This window comes from Flavobacterium sp. ABG (genome assembly GCF_001027725.1).
GTDB classification, from domain to species: Bacteria; Bacteroidota; Bacteroidia; order Flavobacteriales; family Flavobacteriaceae; genus Flavobacterium; species Flavobacterium cupriresistens.
Map to the genome: position 1 here is coordinate 72,942 of NZ_LEKS01000009.1, position 18,917 is coordinate 91,858.

Below are 18,917 nucleotides of genomic sequence, written 5' to 3' on the forward strand. Positions count from 1 at the left end.
AAACATTAAACAAATTTTTAAGGTACCTCAATCTCGTTTACGATTTTGTTGATAATGTCTACAGAAGTAATGTTTTCGGCTTCGGCCTCATACGTGATCCCGACTCTGTGACGTAAAACATCATGTACAACAGCGCGAACATCTTCTGGAATTACATAACCACGACGTTTGATAAAGGCGTAACATTTTGCTGCATTAGCTAAATTGATACTTCCACGTGGTGATGCTCCAAAACTGATAAGAGGTTTTAAGTCTGCAAGTTTGTACTTCTCCGGATAACGGGTAGCAAAGATGATATCTAGAATATATTTTTCGATTTTTTCGTCCATGTAAACTTCACGAACCGCTTCTTGCGCACGCAAAATTTGCTCAACAGAAACAACCGGATTTACTTTTTCGTAACTTCCTTTTAGGTTTTGACGAATTACAAAGCGTTCTTCATCAATTTTTGGATAGTCGATAACCGTTTTCAACATAAAACGATCGACTTGTGCTTCCGGAAGCTGATATGTTCCTTCTTGCTCAACAGGATTTTGAGTTGCTAAAACTAAAAACGGACGATCTAGTTTAAAAGTAGTATCTCCAATAGTAACCTGTTTCTCCTGCATGGCCTCTAATAAGGCAGATTGAACCTTTGCCGGAGCACGGTTAATCTCATCCGCAAGTACGAAATTGGCAAAAATTGGACCTTTCTTAATAGAAAATTCGTTTTGCTTGATGTTGTAAATCATCGTCCCGACAACATCGGCAGGTAATAAGTCAGGTGTAAACTGAATACGGCTGAAGGATCCCTGAACCGCTTGTGACAAAGTATTAATCGCTAAAGTTTTGGCTAATCCCGGAACACCTTCCAATAAAATGTGTCCTTGTCCTAGAAGACCAATCAATAAACGCTCGACCATATGTTTCTGGCCCACAATGACTTTGTTCATTTCCATTGTAAGAAGGTCTATAAAAGCACTTTCTCTTTCAATTTTTTCATTTATCGCTCTAATGTCTAAAGTCGTCGTATTCTCTTCCATATAAATATTTTTAAAACTTTTTTAAGACGTTGATTTTTATGCCTAACTTTTGAGAGTGCAAATTGAATATTTTTTGATAAGTAAGATGTTAAAGAATGGTTAAAACTTCGACCAACGAACTAATTTTAAGGGTGAATTGTGAATCTATTTTTATATTTTTAAGAACTTTGATGATTATGCTTTACAAATGCATATTTAATACCAAAAATAACGCAATACTACCATGAGCAAAACAACATTATCGCCTATAATTTCGGGCACTATGAATTGGGGAGTATGGGATAAAAACCTTACAACTAAAGAAATGGAAAATATGATACAGGTTTGTATCGAAAACAAAATTACAACTTTTGATCACGCCGATATTTACGGATCCTATACTACAGAAGCCGATTTCGGAAAAGCATTCCAAGCAAGCAAAATTTCAAGAGAAAAATTGCAGTTAATCACCAAGTGCGGAATCCAGATGATTGCTGAAAAGCGTCCGGAGAATAAAATAAAGCACTATGAGTACTCTAAAGAATATATTGTATGGTCGGTTGAAGAATCATTAAAAAAACTAAAAACAGATTACGTTGATGTTTTTTTATTGCACAGGCCAAGTCCTTTAATGCAGGCAGATGAAATTGCAGAGGCCGTTGAAAAACTAAAAGCGGAAGGTAAGATTTTAGATTTCGGACTTTCCAATTTCACTAGTTCCCAAACCGAGCTGATTCGTCAGAAAACAGATGTAAATTACAATCAGGTTCAATTTTCGGCTACGCATTTTGAAGCGATGACCGACGGAAGTTTAGATTATATGCAGACGCATGAAATCCGACCATTATCTTGGAATCCGCTTGGAACTGTTTTTAGAGAAGACACCAAAAAAACACGTCGTCTCAAAAAATTGCTTTCGACTTTAGTAGAAAAGTACCATTTTGGTTCTGATACACTTTTACTTTCCTGGATTTTAAAGCATCCGGCCAAAGTGATTCCGATTGCAGGAACAGTTAACATCGCCAGAATTCAATCGTTGATGAAAGCAGTAGAATTAAAAATGGATAAAGAAGACTGGTTTGCTATTTGGAGCGAGAGTATGGGCGATGATGTTGCCTAATTTGTGACTCGTTAAATACGATCAGAATTTAATTTTTCTACTAAGGTAAGATTGTAAATTAAAAATATTTTGCCACGAATTGCACCAATTGACACAAATTAAATTAGTGCAAATTCGTGAAATTCGCGGCAAAAAAAACAAACAAATTTTCAGAATGAAAAAAACAGTTTTAATTACTGGAGCCACTAGCGGAATCGGAAAAGCAACCGCGCAAATAATGGCTAAAAACAACTATAAAATTATCCTTTGCGGAAGACGTACAGACCGTTTGGCTGAACTGGAAAAAGAACTTTCTGCTTTTACAGAAGTCCATTCCTTGTCCTTTGATGTACGAGATAAAAAGGCAACTTTTGAGCGTATTAATTCTTTACCGGAAGCATTTTCCGTTATTGATGTTTTAATCAATAATGCCGGGAATGCACATGGTTTAGATCCAATTCAGAATGGAGATGTTGAGGATTGGGATGCTATGATTGATATTAATGTAAAAGGACTTTTGTATGTTTCGAAAGCGGTAATGCCGCAAATGATCGAGAGAAAGTCAGGACATATTATCAACATCGGATCCACAGCTGCAAAAGAAGTATACCCGAACGGGAATGTCTATTGTGCTTCAAAACATGCCGTTGACGCGATTACAAATGGAATGCGAATTGATTTAAATCCATACGGAATTAGAGTAGGCGGAATCCACCCGGGAATGGTTGCGACCGAATTTAGCGAAGTCCGTTTTAAGGGAGACACAGAGAGAGCTTCTAATGTTTACAAAGGTTTTGATCCGTTACAGGCAGAAGACATTGCAGATATTATTCATTTTGTAGTGTCAAGGCCTTATCATGTTAATATTGCCGATTTGGTTGTGATGAGTACAGCACAAGCATCATCTACGATTGTTAAAAGGAGTTAAGATTGTTTTATGATAGTTCTAAAAGAGCTACAGTCTAGTTTATTAAGGTAAAGTTTTTGTAAATAAAAAATAACATACTTTGCGTAAAACCTTGTAAACTTTGACCTTACTTTGAGAAATAAACAGAGTTAAATTTTTCACGCAGATTTGGCAGATTGCGCAGATTTTTAATAAGAGGTAAATAAGAGCAGCCTAATCTGCCAGATCAGCGTGCAGAAAAAATTGAGCATAAAATTAAAAAAGGAGTCGTAATGCTATACTTGAACTTTGCTAATCTTGCGATTAAATTTAATAGTAAAGAGGTGAAGTTTTAATTTTAAAAATTAGTGCAATTCGCGACAAAAAAACTAAAGTATGATCAATAAACGTCTTTTAATCAAAAACTTACTCGCTCACAATGACGAGAGCAGTTTTTATGATAAAAAAAGACAGTTGAATCTGCATACCCGTGAAGGAAAAGGAAAGTTCCTGAAACACATTTGTGCCTTGTCTAATTCAAATCCTACCAATAATTCCTATATTGTGGTGGGGGTTGAAGATCAGGATAACGAGATCGTCGGTGATGACTTCTTCGATGATAGCCGAATACAAAACCTGGTGAATGCCTTTTTAGAAAATCCGCCTAAGATACAGTACGAGAATGTACCGTTTCCGAATCTTCCAAAAGACAGAGTAGTCGGATTGGTTACGATTAAACCCAAAAATAAAATTTCCTATTTTAAAAAAGGTATTCATACCATTGTTGCCAATAGTGTTTTTGTGCGACGTGGGAGTAATTCGATTCCTGTTGAAGGGGAAGTTGAAAAGAATTACCAAAATACCGAGACCGTAATCGGAATTGAAAACAGTTCCAGAAACAGTATCCAATATACGCTGGATGGTGTTATCGATTTTATGAATTTCAGACACAAAGACATGTCGCCTAAATATCATGTTTTTAAAGAATTGTTTGTAATTTGTTGGGCGGGGGTGCCAAAAAAATCAAGGGATAAGACCTTTTTATCCCGGGTAGATATCGAGTTGATTAATGAGCAAATTAAGCTTTTTTACTCCGCTCAGGATGTGGTTACCATCGTGTTTGATGATGACAGTTTTACAATAACCGAGTATGTTCCTTTGGGGTTAAATGATAAAACAAGTTACTATCCGTTGGAAGAACAAACGATTCGCTTTTTTGATAACGGTTACTATAAAATCGATCGTAAAATACTTTTTCAGCCTCCGGAATTCAACCGACGAATGTTGTATCATATCTACAATTCGAATGTGACATTGCTTCAGAAATTACAAAAAGGAGTTGTCCTTTCTGAAAGGGAATTAGTGGATTTAGAAAATCTTCCGTCTACTTTTATGATTTGTTATCTGAATGGTTTTGACGACGCCAAGCAAAAACTAATTGATGCCAAATTACTTCTAAAACCTTTTGGACAGGTCTATCTATCCTTTAAAGAGGCGTTGCGTATTCTGCGAAAAATGAAATATGATGTGCAGTAAAAGGAAGACTAGCTGTAGTTTTCGATAAATATATTTTCTATCTTTTTTAAATTATCATTTTCTTCGAATTTTAGGTGACTGATCTCATTAGTATAGAATTTTTCAATGAAAAGTTTAATGATATACATAACTTCAGATCTGTTGTCACTATTTGTCAAGAGCTCTTTAACTAGGTAATTGCTTAATTTTAGTTTTTGATTTTTATATTGATTTGACATTACAGCGGAACTGGAATTTTCATGTAAAAGAATCATTTTGTCGACTTTATCTATCTCTTCGATTAAATCCAGCATATGATATAAGGTATTGTCTTTCATCTGAAGTAAGTTAAAATTTTATTTCTAAAAAGCCTTTTGATAACCGATTTCCTCGAATCCTTCTTGTTTTTGTAAACCGATCCATCCAATAAGCTTTGTCGCTACTATATCTAAAGCTATTTACATGACTTTCGGGGACTAATAATCCTATGTTAGCATTAGAGAATGAATTAATGTTTCATTTCTAATGTACAAAATTAGAGTCTAGCTTCTTTTTTGAATCTATATCCGGCTTTCAATGTATTATAAACGTAATTGGTATAGAGATAAATTATTGAAAAAGCAGATAAGATTTGATTTTCTCATACGGAAAAAGAATTTCTTTTGGACCATCAGCATAAGAGGCAGCCTCATAGGAGTTGTAATATAAAAGCAAACCCTCTGAAGTATAAAAAATATTCTGTGGCAATTGAAATTTGTCGTTTTCAAACATCAGTCCCGTAGCATTAATGTTCGCTTTTTCAGGAATTTTGTATTTAGTTCGGAATTCTTTTTCGGCAAGAGCCTTAAATTCTTTTTGATTTTTAAAAATCTGATCGTTAAAAATTACTTTTCCGGTTTTAGGATTAAACAATAAAGAACGATACCCCTGATACCCGTGTGCTCCTCCTGTAAAAGTATAATGATCGATTTTTATATTTAAAATCTGTTCCGATTGAAATTCGACATTACCTATGATTTTAGCTTCCCAGCCAAAAGTTTCTGTTGGGAATTTTTTATGCATTTCTTCATAGGAAGCAATAAAGGAAGAGGCTAATGAATTATAGTCCGCTGATTTTAATGGTTTCTCTTCAAAGTAAACAATTTCTTTTACTACGGAGAATACTTTTTTATTGATGCTGTCTGCTACAATCGGGATGTTTTTTGCAATTGGAAGATCAATGCTGATGTTTGGACAATCTTTATCACAAGGCAAAGCTGATTTTTTTTGAAATGTTTCGTTTTCAAAAGAAAGCTCCTTGCTGCAGCTGATGAATAGGAGAAACGTAAAGACTAAAAAAAGATACTTTTTCATGTGTAAAAATGTTAATTATATACAAAGGTAAGAAGTTGTGGCAGGATTAAAATAAATTAAACGGTAAATTTGTATTCGTAAATCAGGTTAAAAAAAGGTAACTATATGAAATTCAATACAAAAGTGATACATGGTGGTCAACATCATGACCCGAGTACAGGAGCTGTTATGCCTCCGGTATATCAAACTTCAACTTATATTCAGACCAGTCCGGGGCAACCTTTGGGGGATTATGAATACAGTCGTGCATCAAATCCTACACGTACAGCATTAGAAAATGCTTTGGCAAGTATAGAAAACGGTACACGTGGATTGGCTTTTTCTTCTGGTTTGGCAGCTACAGATTGTGTATTGCGATCTTTTAAAGCAGGCGACGAAGTAATTGCCATGGACGATTTATATGGGGGAACCTATAGAATGTTTTCAAGAGTTTATAAGGATTCTGGGATTAAATTTCATTTTGTTGATATGACCGATATCGCAAAGTTGAAAGCTTTAATCAATGAAAACACAAAATTGATCTGGGTAGAAACGCCGACAAATCCGTTGATGAAATTGGCCGATATTCAGGAAATAGCAAAAATAACCAAAGAACATAAAATCTGGTTAGCAGTAGACAATACTTTTGCGACTCCTTATTTGCAAAAACCGCTTGATTTGGGTGCAGACATCGTGATGCATTCTGCTACAAAATATTTGGGCGGGCATTCTGATGTTATTGCCGGAGCACTTATTGTAAAAGATGAGGCTTTAGGAGAGCAGTTGCATTTTCAGCAATTTGCAACCGGAGCAACACTTGGGCCAATGGATAGTTTCTTGGTTTTGAGAGGAATTAAAACACTTTCTCTTAGAGTACAAAGACATTGTGAAAATGGAGAAAAAGTGGTTGAGTTTTTGGCAAATCATCCAAAAGTAAAAACGGTTTATTATCCGGGGCTTGCAAGTCACCCATTTCATGAAATTGCTAAAAAGCAAATGAAAGCGTTTGGTGGAATGGTTTCATTTGATTTTAAATCAGGTAAAAAAGAAGATTCGATCGCCTTTTTAGAGAAACTTAAAGTTTTTACTCTTGCAGAATCATTAGGTGGAGTGGAGTCACTAGCAAATCACCCAGCTTTAATGACACATGCTTCTATTCCGGCTGATAAACGAGCAGAAGTCGGTATCACCGACGACTTAGTTCGTTTGAGTGTGGGTATCGAAGATGCAGAAGACTTAATCGCCGACTTAGAACAGGCGTTAGCATAAGAACAATAAGAAACGTCTCCATAGGAGGCGTTTTTTTTATGAATAAAATGTAAGGATGAGTCTCAGTTTACAGTCTCAGTTTGCAGTTCTTAATTGAGACTGGGACTGTAAACTGGGACTCATTTCTTTTTTAAGTTTAATTAGTGTCTCGGCGTTAAAATTTAACCATATAAGTCAGGTGAGTTTGTTTTAGCTGGACTTTGTCATTTTGAAAGAAATTCTAAAAAGATCAGTTTGCAGCTTGGTTTAAAGTATGCACACGAATCTTCAAAACCAATATAGTTTTAGTACTTTTTGTAAAAATTGGAATTTGGAATTTAAAAAATTGAAATTTATTTCAAAGAAATCCTTATTCTTTTATGATTTTTAAGGTTTTAGAAAGACTCGGGGTTGTGACTTTTATAAAGTAAACACCGGGAGCTAAAGCTGACATATCAACACTTCCCTGAACCGAATGAATTGATTTTTCGATAACGGTCTGTCCTAAGAAATTAATAACCGCTATAGTCGTAATCTCTTTGTCAAAGGAAATATAGAAAACATCTTTAACCGGGTTCGGATAGTATTTTAAGTTAAGGGGGTCTGAATCTGCGGGTGCTGTATTGTCTCCTTTTTTGTGAAAAGATATTTTGGTTTGAGCAAGAGAAAAGGAGCAGGTAATTAATAAAAGTAATAATGTAGCGTAGAAGTTTTTCATAAAAAGAATATTTATATGTTATGAAAAACAAAATTCAGGATACTATTAGGTTTAACTCTTATGTGTTTTATCGGTGTTATGAATAAAATCATATTCGTTATGCGTTTTTAAAACTTTGTAATCAAGTTTAAAAGGCACCGAAATTCTTGTAAAGTGTTGTTTTGTTTGTTAGGTATTGATTAGGGTACAGATCCATTTTATTTATGGAGAGGTTAATTAAAACCTACCACTTTAGGATCAAGGAAATGAAAATACCCCACAGTATCGGTTTGAATTTTTTTAAGCTGTACCTAAAATAAAGCTACAAATAGCAGAAAAAAATCTTTAGATTTAAAACCAAAAAAGTATACTCTTCAAAAAATTTGGAATTTGGAATTTCAAAAAATTTGGAATTTCAAATATGTTAGTCCCCAAAGTAATATATGTACCCTACGTTAAGCCAAACCTGAGAGTCATTAGATTTGTTTTCTTTGTATCTGGTTTTGTTTGGGTTTAAACCGTCAACCCAGTCAGAACTAAAACCTTGATAACGTATATCCAACATTAAATCGTTTATTTCATTTAATTTGTAATGAACTCCGACACCTGTTGTCACAGAGAAAGCGACACCGGTTTCTTCAGAAAAACCATATTTTCGACCATCTGAAGGTACAAGGTATTTTGGATAAGTGGTCTCGGGAGTTCCCAAAGGACCCAATGAAGAACTTACTTTTGTGGAGTAATAACTAGCCATAAATCCTAAACTTAAATAAGGACTAAACACACCAATGCTTCTCTCATAATCATGTATTTTCATAAATGGAGAAAATTCTAATTGTGCACCAAGGTTCAATAAGGATGAACGTCCGGACATGGCTTTGAGTTGCTGAGTAGATAACTTTGATGGATTTCCTTCTACGGATGCTCCAAAATGATTTAATTTGGTAGTACTAAATGATAATTCCGATCTAACTTTAAAATGTTCTGAGAAAAAACCACCTCTGTTATTATTAGCAGAAAAGTTGATGAAGTGTACAATTCCCAGACCAAATCCTGTATTTCCTATAGTGGTGTCAAAATTGTTTCTTTCTCCATAATCGGACTGAAAAGATACAGGTCCGAATATTATTCCTACTTCTTGTGCAAAAGATTGCGCATTAACGTTGGTTGAGACTCCTAACAAGGCGAATAATGTGAGTACTATAGGTTTAAGCATGAGTTTGGGCTTTCAAATCTTGGCAAATATATAAAAAACATGCCCGATTCAAAATTTTAAATTGTGCTATTAGAAAATAAGTAGCAAAATGCTTAATTTGCTACTTTTAATTGGGTTGTTTTGATCTAAATTTAGAAGTGTAAAATAGTATTTTTCGGATTGTTTGAAAAAAATATAATTCGATGATTCAAATGAAAAAAAATAGCATTAAATTATCATTTTATCCTATCTTTGCGTGTCAAAACGAAAACGTTTTCTTAAACGTGTTTTCTAAGTTTACAAGGAGTGTAAATAAAATAATTTACTAGAATAATTTATTTAAAAAATGGAACAAAAAATAAATGAATTTATGGCTCTTGTTGAGTCAAAAAATCCAAACGAGCCAGAATTTCTTCAAGCCGTTAGAGAATTTGCAGAAACGGTAATTCCATTTATCGCTGAAAGAAAAAAGTACGATGGAAAAAACTTACTTCTTAGAATGGCTGAGCCAGAACGTTCTATAATTTTTAGAGTTCCATGGGTAGATGATAATGGAGAGATCATTGTAAACAGAGGTTTCAGAATTCAAATGAATTCTGCTATCGGACCTTACAAGGGTGGAATTAGATTTCATCATACAGTGAATTTGTCTGTATTGAAATTTCTTGCTTTTGAACAAGTTTTTAAAAATAGTCTGACAACACTTCCTATGGGAGGTGGAAAAGGAGGTTCTGATTTTGATCCTGAAGGAAAAACCGATGGAGAGATCATGCGTTTCTGTCAGTCCTTTATGACTGAATTATGTCGCCATATTGGTCCTGACCTGGATGTTCCTGCGGGAGATATCGGTGTTGGTGCCAGAGAGATTGGTTATTTATTTGGTCAATACAAAAGAATCAGAAACGAATTTACCGGTGTTTTAACCGGAAAAGGAATTGCTTACGGTGGTTCATTAATTCGACCTGAGGCTACCGGATACGGAGTGGTTTATTTTACAGACCAAATGTTACGTACTATCGGACATGAGATAAAAGGAAAAAGAGTAGCTATTTCAGGTTTCGGAAACGTGGCTTGGGGTGTTGCTTTAAAAATAAATGAATTAGGCGGGAAAGTGGTAACAATTTCCGGACCTGATGGTTATGTTTATGATGAAGAAGGAATCTCTGGAGAGAAAATTGAACATATGGTTGAAATGAGAGCAACCGGAGATAACAGAGCTGAGAACTACCTTAAGAAATATCCAAATGCTGTTTTCCATAAAGGAAAAAGCCCTTGGGAAGTAAAAGTAGATATCGCTATTCCATGTGCTACTCAAAACGAATTGAATGGTGAAGATGCTCAAAAACTAATCGATAATGGAGTATTGTGTGTAACAGAAGCTGCTAATATGCCTTCTACACTAGATGCTATTAAATTATTCTTAGACAATAAAGTATTATTCGCTCCAGGAAAAGCTGCAAATGCTGGAGGAGTTGCTGCATCTGGGTTAGAAATGACACAGAACTCTATTCGTCTGAACTGGACTAGTGAAGAAGTAGATTTAAGATTAAAAGATATCATGGTTGGAATTCACAACCAATGTAAAAAATACGGTGTTGGTGAAGACGGTTACGTAAATTACGTAAAAGGAGCTAATATTGCCGGATTTGTTAAAGTTGCTGATGCTATGCTTGCTCAAGGTGTAGTGTAATTTTAATTACAATTTAATAAATGCCTTCATTCGTCTTATGATGAATCGAAGGCATTTTTTTGTTTTAGTGTTTTTTATAGTCTGAAATCAGTTGCGAATCGAGACTATTTTTATTTTACCACAGATTGCAATGCAATACGTTTTTAGACTTTGAAAAAGAGTGGCTAACTTTTACAGCATGTCATTCAAATGGAAATAGGTAAATGAAATGGTACGCTGATTTTTGGATTAGTACTTTTTCTAAAATCTACAACGCGAGCGATAGCAAACAGACAAAGTAAATCTGCTAGAAAAAAGATCAAAATGATTAGATAATCAGTATAAATCTTTTTAATCTGTGGCAAAAAAATAATTCGAGCTAATTCGTGAAATTCGTGGTAAAAAGACCTTGCAGGAAATGACAAAAAGTAATTCGGAAAAATTAGTGGCAAAAAAAACAATTAGCCCCAATTCATGAAAATAGCTATCTGAATTATTTATGAAGAGAACAAAAATCAAATACTTTCGTTTGTAGTATATTTGTCTCTCTATAGCGATCTAATAATGAAAAAAAGGTTTTTATGTGTTTTGTTTTTGTTGCTGATGCAATTGAGTTTTGGGCAAAACACCTTGTCTTGGCAGGGATATTTTTCGTTTAACGAAATAAAGGATATTTCAGAAAGTCCAACAACTGTTTTTGCTGCCTCAGAAAATGCATTGTTTTCTAAAAATTCGACTACGAATATAATTAAAACAACGACTACTGTTGATGGCTTGTCCGGCCAAACTATTTCTGCCTTATATTATAGTGAAAGTGCCAAAAAAACTTTAGTCGGTTATGAGAATGGCTTGCTTATTCTTGTCAATGAAGCTGATGGAGGTATTGTGAAAAAAGTAGACATTATCAACAAACAGTTACCTTCGAATTTAAAGAAAATCAATCATTTTATGGAGCATAATGGGTTGGTTTATATTTCCTGTGATTTTGGAATTGTTCAGTTTAATCTGAAAACCGCTCAATTTGGAGATACTTATTTTATAGGAGACAATGGAGCACAAATAAGCATAAAACAAACGGCTTTTTTTAACGGGTCTATTTTTGCTGCAACTTCCAGTGGAATTAGAAAAGCAGAAATTACGAATCCTAATCTTATTGATTTTAGTCAGTGGAGTACAGTAAATATGGGAGATTGGTCCGGTGTTGAAGCTTTTGATACAGAGCTTGTGGCGGTTAATGGTGTGGGATATTTGCATCGCTATAACTCCAATACATTTGTTGGATTTTTTCAACTTTCTCAGCCTGCTACAGACATTCGTTCCAAAAATCATAATTTGTTTATTACAACGCCTAATACGGTTTATGTCTATAATAATCAAATGGTGTTGAATCGTCAAATTAGCAATACGCAGGTTTTGAATGATAAATTGAGTTTTACTTGTACTACTGCGGTGGGAGATGTAATTAATATCGGTACCAAAGCGAACGGTTTGTTTTCTTCGACACTTTCCGGAGTTTCGGTCTTTGAGAATAATACCCCAAGTGGGCCTGTGCGGAATAATATCTTTTCAATGGATGTAGCCACAAGTGTGCTTTGGACTGTTTATGGTGATTATAACTTATCTTACGATCCGTATCCCTTGGATAGTTATGGTGTTAGTAGATACAATGCTTCCGGTTGGTTGAATATTTCTTACGAGAGTGTTTTTGATGCAAAATCAATGACACGGGTTATCGTTAATCCAAACAATGAAAAACAAGCCTATGTCAGTTCTTTTTTTTCAGGATTGTTAAAGATTGATAATGATGTGCCAACTACGCTCTATAATGAAAAAAACAGCGGTCTGGAAACATTGACTTTTTTAGGGCCTAACTACATAGACGTTCGTATAAATGGAAACGCTTTTGATAAATCAGGGAATTTATGGATAACCAACAGTTTGGTTAAAAATGGTTTGAAAGTTCTGAAAACAGACGGTCAATGGCAGAGTTATTCGATGAGTTCAATCATTACCGATATTAACGGTACAAGTTACGGGAATATCGTTATTGATAAAAACGGTACCAAGTGGATGGGGACTAATAGAGAAGGAGTAGTTGCTTTTAATGAAAAGACAAATACATTTAAGAAAATAACAACCGGAGAGGATTCAGGAAACCTGCCGGCAGCAGACGTTAGAGCGGTAGCGGTCGATACTAAAGGACAGCTTTGGATAGGTACTACAAAAGGATTGCGGGTTTTGTCGAACGTAAGTAATTTTCAATCCGATAGTCAGCTAAAAGCAAATGCAATTATTATCATCGACGATAATTTGGCTCAGGAATTATTGTACGAACAATTTGTAACTACCATTGTCGTAGACGGTGCAAATAATAAATGGATTGGAACTCTGGATTCCGGGGTTTTTATGGTATCTCCAAATGGTCAGGAAACAAAATATCATTTTACGGTAAATAATTCACCTCTGCCGAGTAATACGATTAATGATATAAAAATTAACAGTGCAACGGGTGAGGTTTTTATAGCAACTAATAAAGGGATGGTTTCTTTTAAAGGAATAGCAACCGGTGCCAATGAAAATCTGAATAATGTGTTCGTATATCCAAATCCCGTTAGACCAAATTATTCCGGAACTGTAAAAATAGCTGGATTAATCGATAAAGCCAATATTAAAATAACCGATATAGAGGGCAATCTGGTCTATGAAACAACCTCAGAAGGCGGTACAATCGAATGGGATACAACCGCTTTTGGGAGATATAAAGTAGCTTCAGGTGTGTATATGGTTTTTATTTCGGCTCAGGACGGTGAAGAGACTAAAGTTAAGAAGGTGATGATTATTCGGTAAATTATTTTAAGTTTCAGGTTTAACGTTTCAAGTTTAACGTGAAACCTGTAACTTGAAACAACCCCTCGACAAGAACAAAAAGGAGACAAAAGTGCAAGTAAAAACCAAAGCAATAGTAATTTCGGCCTTAAAGTTTCAAGAGAAAAGTTTGATTGTAAAATGTTTTACGCTTTCAAATGGCTTGAAATCTTATTTTGTACGCGATGCTTTTTCGGGGCGTAAAGGCAGTCAGAAAATTGCATATTTTCAGCCTTTGTCTATTTTGGAAATTGAAGCAGTTCATAAAAACAAAGGTACTTTAGAGAATTTCAAGGAAATAAAAACAGCAGTTCCTTTTCAAAGCATTCATACCGATATTGTAAAAAGTACAATGGTGATGTTTTTGTCGGAGATGCTCCATTATTCCATTCAGGAAGAAGAGAAAAACGAATCGCTTTTTTTGTTTTTAGAGACCGCTTTAACCTGGTTGGATCAGCACGATGAGATTTCTAATTTTCACTTGACGCTACTGCTTGAAACGACCAAATATTTAGGATTTTATCCCGATGTTTCAGAAATGAATTTGCCCTATTTTGAAATGTACGATGGAATTTTTACCCATTTTCATGGTCTGGGTTCGCTGACGGAACACGAAAGTGATTTGTTTAAAAAACTGATTGATTTAAAATTTGATAACGATCAGAAAGTTTTTAATGTTGCTGAAAGACAAATACTCCTTAAAATTCTCATTGATTACTACCGTTTTCACTTAGATGGATTTAAAAATCCGAAATCTTTAGAGGTTTTAAAAGAAGTTTTCTCTTAAATTTTCGAAACAGACGATCTTTTTTGTTGAATTTATTAGAAATTCCGTGACTTCATTCTTTTTTCTGTCATCTTTTATCTATATTCCTCAAAATTCCTTACTTTCGCACCTCGTTTAAGAAAAGGATAAAATGAGTACAAAATTTACTGAATACAAAGGACTTGACTTGCCTACAGTGGCATCAGAAGTATTTGATTTTTGGAAGAAAGAAAATATATTTGAAAAGAGTGTAACTACACGTGAAGGTGCTGAACCTTATGTGTTTTTTGAAGGACCTCCTTCAGCTAATGGTTTACCGGGAATTCACCACGTGATGGCACGTGCTATTAAAGATATTTTTTGCAGATATAAAACTCAAAAAGGTTTTCAGGTAAAAAGAAAAGCCGGTTGGGATACGCACGGATTGCCTGTAGAATTAGGTACCGAGAAAGAACTAGGAATCACAAAAGAAGATATTGGTAAAACCATTTCTATTGAAGAATATAACGAAGCGTGTAAAAAAACCGTAATGCGTTATACCGATGTATGGAATGACCTAACCGAAAAAATGGGCTACTGGGTAGATATGGAAGATCCATATGTGACTTACAAACCCAAATATATGGAGTCTGTTTGGTGGCTTTTGAAACAAATCTACGATAAAGGTTTGTTGTACAAAGGCTATACTATTCAGCCTTATTCTCCAAAAGCAGGAACTGGATTGTCTTCTCACGAGGTAAATCAGCCTGGAGCTTACCGTGATGTTACCGATACTACGATTGTAGCACAGTTTAAAACACTACCGGAAACATTGCCTTCATTTTTACAAGGATTTGGAGACGTTCATATTTTAGCATGGACAACTACTCCTTGGACTTTGCCATCAAACACAGCATTGACAGTTGGACCAAAAATTGATTATGTTTTGGTGAAAACCTTCAATCAATATACTTTCGAGCCAATAAATGTTGTTTTAGCAAAGAATCTGGTTGGAAAACAATTCGGAAAAGGATTTTTTGCCAGTACAGAGGAAGCTGATTTTGCAAATTTCAAATCCGGAGATAAAAATATCCCGTATACTATACTAACAGAAGCTAAAGGTGCCGATTTAGTAGAGATTCGTTACGAACAATTATTGCCGTACACATTACCTTATCAAAATGCAGAAAATGCATTTAGAGTAATTTCTGGTGATTTCGTGACTACAGAAGACGGAACCGGAATCGTACATACTGCTCCAACTTTTGGTGCAGACGATGCTAAAGTAGCAAAAGAAGCAAAACCGGAAGTTCCGCCAATGTTGGTTTTGGACGAAAGTGGTACAGCAGTTCCATTAGTAGATTTGCAAGGGAAATTCACTTCGCACATGGGTGAGTTTGCCGGTAAATATGTTAAAAACGAATATTATGACGCCGGACAAGCTCCTGAGCGTTCTGTAGATGTTGAAATCGCTATTCGTTTAAAAGAAGAAAATAAAGCTTTTAAAGTAGAAAAATATGTTCACAGTTACCCTCACAGCTGGAGAACAGACGAGCCTCTTTTATATTATCCGTTAGATTCCTGGTTTATCAAGGTGACTGACGTAAAAGATAGAATGTTCGATTTGAATGAAACTATTAACTGGAAACCTAAATCTACCGGTGAAGGACGTTTCGGAAATTGGTTGAAAAATGCCAACGACTGGAACTTATCTCGTTCTAGATATTGGGGTATTCCGTTGCCAATTTGGAGAACCGAAGACAAAAAAGAAGAAGTTTTAATTGGTTCTGTTGAAGAATTATACAACGCAATTGAGAAAGCTATTGAAGCCGGTTTTCAAAAAGAAAACCCATTCAAAGATTTCGAAATCGGGAATATGTCTGAAGCAAATTATGATTTAATCGATTTACATAAAAATGTAGTAGATCAAATTACGTTGGTTTCAGCTTCAGGAAAACCAATGAAACGAGAAAGCGATTTGATCGATGTTTGGTTTGATTCTGGTGCAATGCCTTATGCACAATGGCATTATCCTTTTGAAAATAAGGATAAAATCGACGAGAATAAAGATTTCCCTGCGAATTTTATCGCTGAAGGTGTAGATCAGACTCGTGGATGGTTTTATACGTTACATGCTATCGGAACTTTGGTTTTTGATAAAGTGGCGTACAAAAATGTAGTTTCAAATGGTTTGGTTTTAGATAAAAACGGACTAAAGATGTCAAAAAGTAAAGGGAATTCAATAGATCCTTTTACAACAATTAAAGAATACGGACCTGATGCCACACGTTGGTACATGATTTCGAACGCAAACCCTTGGGACAACCTGAAATTTGATTTGGAAGGAATCGCTGAGGTTCGCCGTAAATTCTTCGGTACGTTATACAATACGTATTCTTTCTTTAGTTTATACGCCAATATTGATGGTTTTAAATACGCTGAAGCCGAAATTCCGTTAAACGAAAGACCGGAAATTGACCAGTGGATTATGTCTGAATTACATACGTTAATAAAATTTGTTGATGAATGTTACGAAGAATACGAACCAACAAAAGCAGCAAGAGCAATTTCTGACTTCGTTCAGGAAAATCTAAGTAACTGGTACGTTCGTTTGTGTCGTCGTCGCTTCTGGAAAGGCGAATATGCACACGATAAAATTGCGGCTTATCAGACACTTTATACCTGTTTGCTTACCATAAGTAAACTAAGCGCTCCGATCGCTCCTTTTTTCATGGATAAATTGTATCGTGATTTGACAGTTTCTACAGGATCTGAGCAATATGCCAGTGTTCACTTGGCTGAGTTCCCGAAATTTGTCGAAAACTTTGTTAATAAAACGTTAGAAAGCAAAATGCAGAAGGCGCAAACCATCTCCTCTTTGGTGTTGTCACTTCGTAAAAAGGAAATGATTAAGGTACGTCAACCTTTGCAAAAGGTAATGATTCCGGTACTTGACGATAATCAACGTGCTGAAATTGAAGCTATTTCCGAGTTGGTAAAAGCCGAAGTAAACGTTAAAGAAATCATACTTTTAGACGATGCTTCAGGTGTTTTGGTAAAGCAAATTAAACCTAATTTTAAAGCTTTAGGACCACGCTTTGGTAAGGATATGGGTCTGATTTCTAAGGAAATACAAGGTTTTTCTGCGGATCAGATCAATCAGTTAGACAAGGAAGGGACGTTAGATATTGTTATTGCTGGAAATAACGTAACTTTATCATTAGAAGATGTCGAAATAACCTCACAAGATATCGAAGGATGGTTGGTTGCAAATTCAGGCGGAATAACAGTGGCACTTGATATAACAATCACCGAAGAATTGAAGAATGAAGGTATTGCGAGGGAATTGGTAAACAGAATCCAGAATATTCGTAAAGATTCAGGATTTGAGGTTACAGACAAGATTAAAGTTCAGCTTAAAAGAAGTGGTCTTTTGGAAGAAGCAATTCTGAAAAACGAAGCTTACATTAAATCAGAAACATTAACAGATAGTTTGGTTTTTGTTGACGCTTTAGAAAACGGCACAGAAATTGAGTTTGATGATATTAAAACAACGATATTAATTTCAAAATAATATAAAAATGGTAGATGAAATTACAAGATACTCTGACGCCGATTTGGCAGAGTTCAAAGAGATAATCCAAAATAAAATACAAAAAGCACAAGCAGATCTTGATTTAATCAAAAGTGCTTATATGAACGACTTGAATAACGGAACAGATGATACTTCTCCTACTTTCAAAGCTTTTGAAGAAGGAAGTGAAACCATGTCTAAAGAAGCAAACTCTCAGTTGGCTATTAGACAAGAGAAGTTTATCCGTGATCTGAAAAATGCGTTATTCCGTGTCGAAAACAAAACATACGGTATCTGTAAAGTAACAGGAAAATTAATCGGTAAAGAAAGACTTAAAATCGTTCCTCATGCTACAATGAGCATCGAAGCCAAGAATTTACAGAGATAATATCTCAGATACTTAAAAATTAGCGCTCCTTTAGGAGCGTTTTTTTTATTTAATTGTTATTTTTGCCATCAAAATTTCATAAAATGTCATTACGAAAAGCGTATTTCCTTATATTTTTAGTTTTAATTGTGGATCAACTTTCTAAAATTTATGTAAAAACAAATTTTATTCTTGGTGAAGAAGTTGTTATTGCAGATTGGTTTAGAATTCATTTCATAGAAAATGAAGGAATGGCATGGGGAACAAAAATTCCGGGTGAATACGGGAAATTAATTCTGACTGTTTTTAGAATTTTTGCTGTATTCGGAATCGGGTATTGGTTGGCAGATGCAATTAAAAAACGCCATTCCAATTATTTGGTTGTAGCAATAGCGTTAATTTTTGCCGGTGCAGCAGGAAATATCCTGGATTCTGTTTTTTACGGTGTAATTTTCGATGACAGTTCACATAACCTGGCTACGCTTTTCTCACCAGCGCCATACGGCACATGGTTTCACGGTTTGGTGGTAGATATGTTTTATTTTCCAATCTGGGAAGGCAATTTGCCAACCTGGTTGCCAATCTTTGGAGGAAAGCATTTTATGTTCTTTAATGCTATTTTTAATGTGGCTGATGTGGCCATCTCAACTGGGGTTGGAATATTGTTGGTCTTTAATAAAAGAGCATTTCCTAAACACTAAGTTCTTTTGGAAGAATAGTGTTT

15 protein-coding genes are annotated in these 18,917 nt (G+C 35.0%); 10 read left to right on the top strand and 5 right to left on the bottom strand.

Annotated elements, in window-relative coordinates; genetic code table 11:
* Positions 1-17: 17 nt before the first annotated feature.
* Positions 18-1,022: an AAA family ATPase gene (locus tag AB674_RS11465; RefSeq protein WP_047776704.1), complete on the bottom strand. Its 1,005-nt coding sequence runs from the start codon at positions 1,020-1,022 to the stop codon at positions 18-20.
* A 223-nt stretch (positions 1,023-1,245) separates the two neighbouring features.
* On the opposite strand from AB674_RS11465, the gene AB674_RS11470 reads away from it, so the two are divergent.
* The 3 genes from AB674_RS11470 (at position 1,246) to AB674_RS11480 (ending at position 4,522) form a co-directional block, all read left to right on the top strand.
* Positions 1,246-2,121, top strand: a complete 876-nt coding sequence (locus AB674_RS11470; protein ID WP_047776705.1) for an aldo/keto reductase family oxidoreductase — start codon at positions 1,246-1,248, stop codon at positions 2,119-2,121.
* 154 nt (positions 2,122-2,275) lie between these two features.
* Positions 2,276-3,028 (top strand): SDR family NAD(P)-dependent oxidoreductase, encoded by a 753-nt coding sequence (locus tag AB674_RS11475; protein WP_047776850.1) that lies wholly within the window; start codon positions 2,276-2,278, stop codon positions 3,026-3,028.
* 354 nt (positions 3,029-3,382) lie between these two features.
* On the top strand, positions 3,383-4,522 hold the full coding sequence (locus AB674_RS11480) for an ATP-binding protein (RefSeq protein ID WP_047776707.1): 1,140 nt from the start codon (positions 3,383-3,385) through the stop codon (positions 4,520-4,522).
* Between the two features lie 8 nt (positions 4,523-4,530).
* Here AB674_RS11480 and AB674_RS11485 read toward each other — a convergent pair whose 3' ends face one another.
* Together AB674_RS11485 and AB674_RS11490 are read right to left on the bottom strand one after the other, a co-directional pair.
* On the bottom strand, positions 4,531-4,839 hold the full coding sequence (locus tag AB674_RS11485; protein ID WP_047776710.1) for a hypothetical protein: 309 nt from the start codon (positions 4,837-4,839) through the stop codon (positions 4,531-4,533).
* Positions 4,840-5,110: 271 nt separating this feature from the next.
* The gene (locus AB674_RS11490) at positions 5,111-5,854 is read right to left on the bottom strand and encodes a DUF3298 and DUF4163 domain-containing protein (RefSeq protein WP_047776712.1); all 744 of its coding nucleotides are present in this window, start codon (positions 5,852-5,854) and stop codon (positions 5,111-5,113) included.
* A gap of 105 nt (positions 5,855-5,959) precedes the next feature.
* On the opposite strand from AB674_RS11490, the gene AB674_RS11495 reads away from it, so the two are divergent.
* Positions 5,960-7,102 (top strand): cystathionine gamma-synthase, encoded by a 1,143-nt coding sequence (locus AB674_RS11495; protein WP_047776714.1) that lies wholly within the window; start codon positions 5,960-5,962, stop codon positions 7,100-7,102.
* A 349-nt stretch (positions 7,103-7,451) separates the two neighbouring features.
* Here AB674_RS11495 and AB674_RS11500 read toward each other — a convergent pair whose 3' ends face one another.
* On the bottom strand, positions 7,452-7,799 hold the full coding sequence (locus AB674_RS11500) for a T9SS type A sorting domain-containing protein (RefSeq protein ID WP_047776716.1): 348 nt from the start codon (positions 7,797-7,799) through the stop codon (positions 7,452-7,454).
* Positions 7,800-8,202: 403 nt separating this feature from the next.
* A complete protein-coding gene (locus AB674_RS11505) occupies positions 8,203-8,994 on the bottom strand; it encodes a THC0290_0291 family protein (RefSeq protein WP_047776717.1) in 792 nt (263 codons plus the stop codon).
* Between the two features lie 325 nt (positions 8,995-9,319).
* Here AB674_RS11505 and gdhA point away from each other — a divergent pair, with 325 nt between their 5' ends.
* The 6 genes from gdhA (at position 9,320) to AB674_RS11535 (ending at position 18,894) form a co-directional block, all read left to right on the top strand.
* On the top strand, positions 9,320-10,663 hold the full coding sequence (gene gdhA / locus AB674_RS11510) for an NADP-specific glutamate dehydrogenase (protein WP_047776719.1): 1,344 nt from the start codon (positions 9,320-9,322) through the stop codon (positions 10,661-10,663).
* Between the two features lie 543 nt (positions 10,664-11,206).
* Positions 11,207-13,489, top strand: a complete 2,283-nt coding sequence (locus AB674_RS11515) for a T9SS type A sorting domain-containing protein (protein ID WP_047776721.1) — start codon at positions 11,207-11,209, stop codon at positions 13,487-13,489.
* A 91-nt stretch (positions 13,490-13,580) separates the two neighbouring features.
* A complete protein-coding gene (recO, locus tag AB674_RS11520) occupies positions 13,581-14,294 on the top strand; it encodes a DNA repair protein RecO (RefSeq protein ID WP_047776852.1) in 714 nt (237 codons plus the stop codon).
* 130 nt (positions 14,295-14,424) lie between these two features.
* The gene (gene ileS / locus AB674_RS11525; protein WP_047776723.1) at positions 14,425-17,826 is read left to right on the top strand and encodes an isoleucine--tRNA ligase; all 3,402 of its coding nucleotides are present in this window, start codon (positions 14,425-14,427) and stop codon (positions 17,824-17,826) included.
* A gap of 7 nt (positions 17,827-17,833) precedes the next feature.
* Positions 17,834-18,214 (top strand): TraR/DksA family transcriptional regulator, encoded by a 381-nt coding sequence (locus tag AB674_RS11530; protein ID WP_035681592.1) that lies wholly within the window; start codon positions 17,834-17,836, stop codon positions 18,212-18,214.
* A gap of 83 nt (positions 18,215-18,297) precedes the next feature.
* Positions 18,298-18,894 (top strand): lipoprotein signal peptidase, encoded by a 597-nt coding sequence (locus tag AB674_RS11535; RefSeq protein WP_047776727.1) that lies wholly within the window; start codon positions 18,298-18,300, stop codon positions 18,892-18,894.
* Positions 18,895-18,917 lie beyond the last annotated feature (23 nt).

Excerpts from the sequence above, each read along its gene's own strand:
- ileS (WP_047776723.1), top strand. The coding sequence starts at position 14,425 with ATGAGTACAAAATTTACTGAATACAAAGGACTTGACTTGCCTACAGTG.
- AB674_RS11495 (WP_047776714.1), top strand. The coding sequence starts at position 5,960 with ATGAAATTCAATACAAAAGTGATACATGGTGGTCAACATCATGACCCG.
- AB674_RS11485 (WP_047776710.1), bottom strand. The coding sequence starts at position 4,839 with ATGAAAGACAATACCTTATATCATATGCTGGATTTAATCGAAGAGATA.
- AB674_RS11530 (WP_035681592.1), top strand. The coding sequence starts at position 17,834 with ATGGTAGATGAAATTACAAGATACTCTGACGCCGATTTGGCAGAGTTC.
- AB674_RS11470 (WP_047776705.1), top strand. The coding sequence starts at position 1,246 with ATGAGCAAAACAACATTATCGCCTATAATTTCGGGCACTATGAATTGG.
- AB674_RS11490 (WP_047776712.1), bottom strand. The coding sequence starts at position 5,854 with ATGAAAAAGTATCTTTTTTTAGTCTTTACGTTTCTCCTATTCATCAGC.
- AB674_RS11475 (WP_047776850.1), top strand. The coding sequence starts at position 2,276 with ATGAAAAAAACAGTTTTAATTACTGGAGCCACTAGCGGAATCGGAAAA.
- gdhA (WP_047776719.1), top strand. The coding sequence starts at position 9,320 with ATGGAACAAAAAATAAATGAATTTATGGCTCTTGTTGAGTCAAAAAAT.
- AB674_RS11500 (WP_047776716.1), bottom strand. The coding sequence starts at position 7,799 with ATGAAAAACTTCTACGCTACATTATTACTTTTATTAATTACCTGCTCC.
- AB674_RS11480 (WP_047776707.1), top strand. The coding sequence starts at position 3,383 with ATGATCAATAAACGTCTTTTAATCAAAAACTTACTCGCTCACAATGAC.
- AB674_RS11515 (WP_047776721.1), top strand. The coding sequence starts at position 11,207 with ATGAAAAAAAGGTTTTTATGTGTTTTGTTTTTGTTGCTGATGCAATTG.
- AB674_RS11535 (WP_047776727.1), top strand. The coding sequence starts at position 18,298 with ATGTCATTACGAAAAGCGTATTTCCTTATATTTTTAGTTTTAATTGTG.
- AB674_RS11465 (WP_047776704.1), bottom strand. The coding sequence starts at position 1,022 with ATGGAAGAGAATACGACGACTTTAGACATTAGAGCGATAAATGAAAAA.
- AB674_RS11505 (WP_047776717.1), bottom strand. The coding sequence starts at position 8,994 with ATGCTTAAACCTATAGTACTCACATTATTCGCCTTGTTAGGAGTCTCA.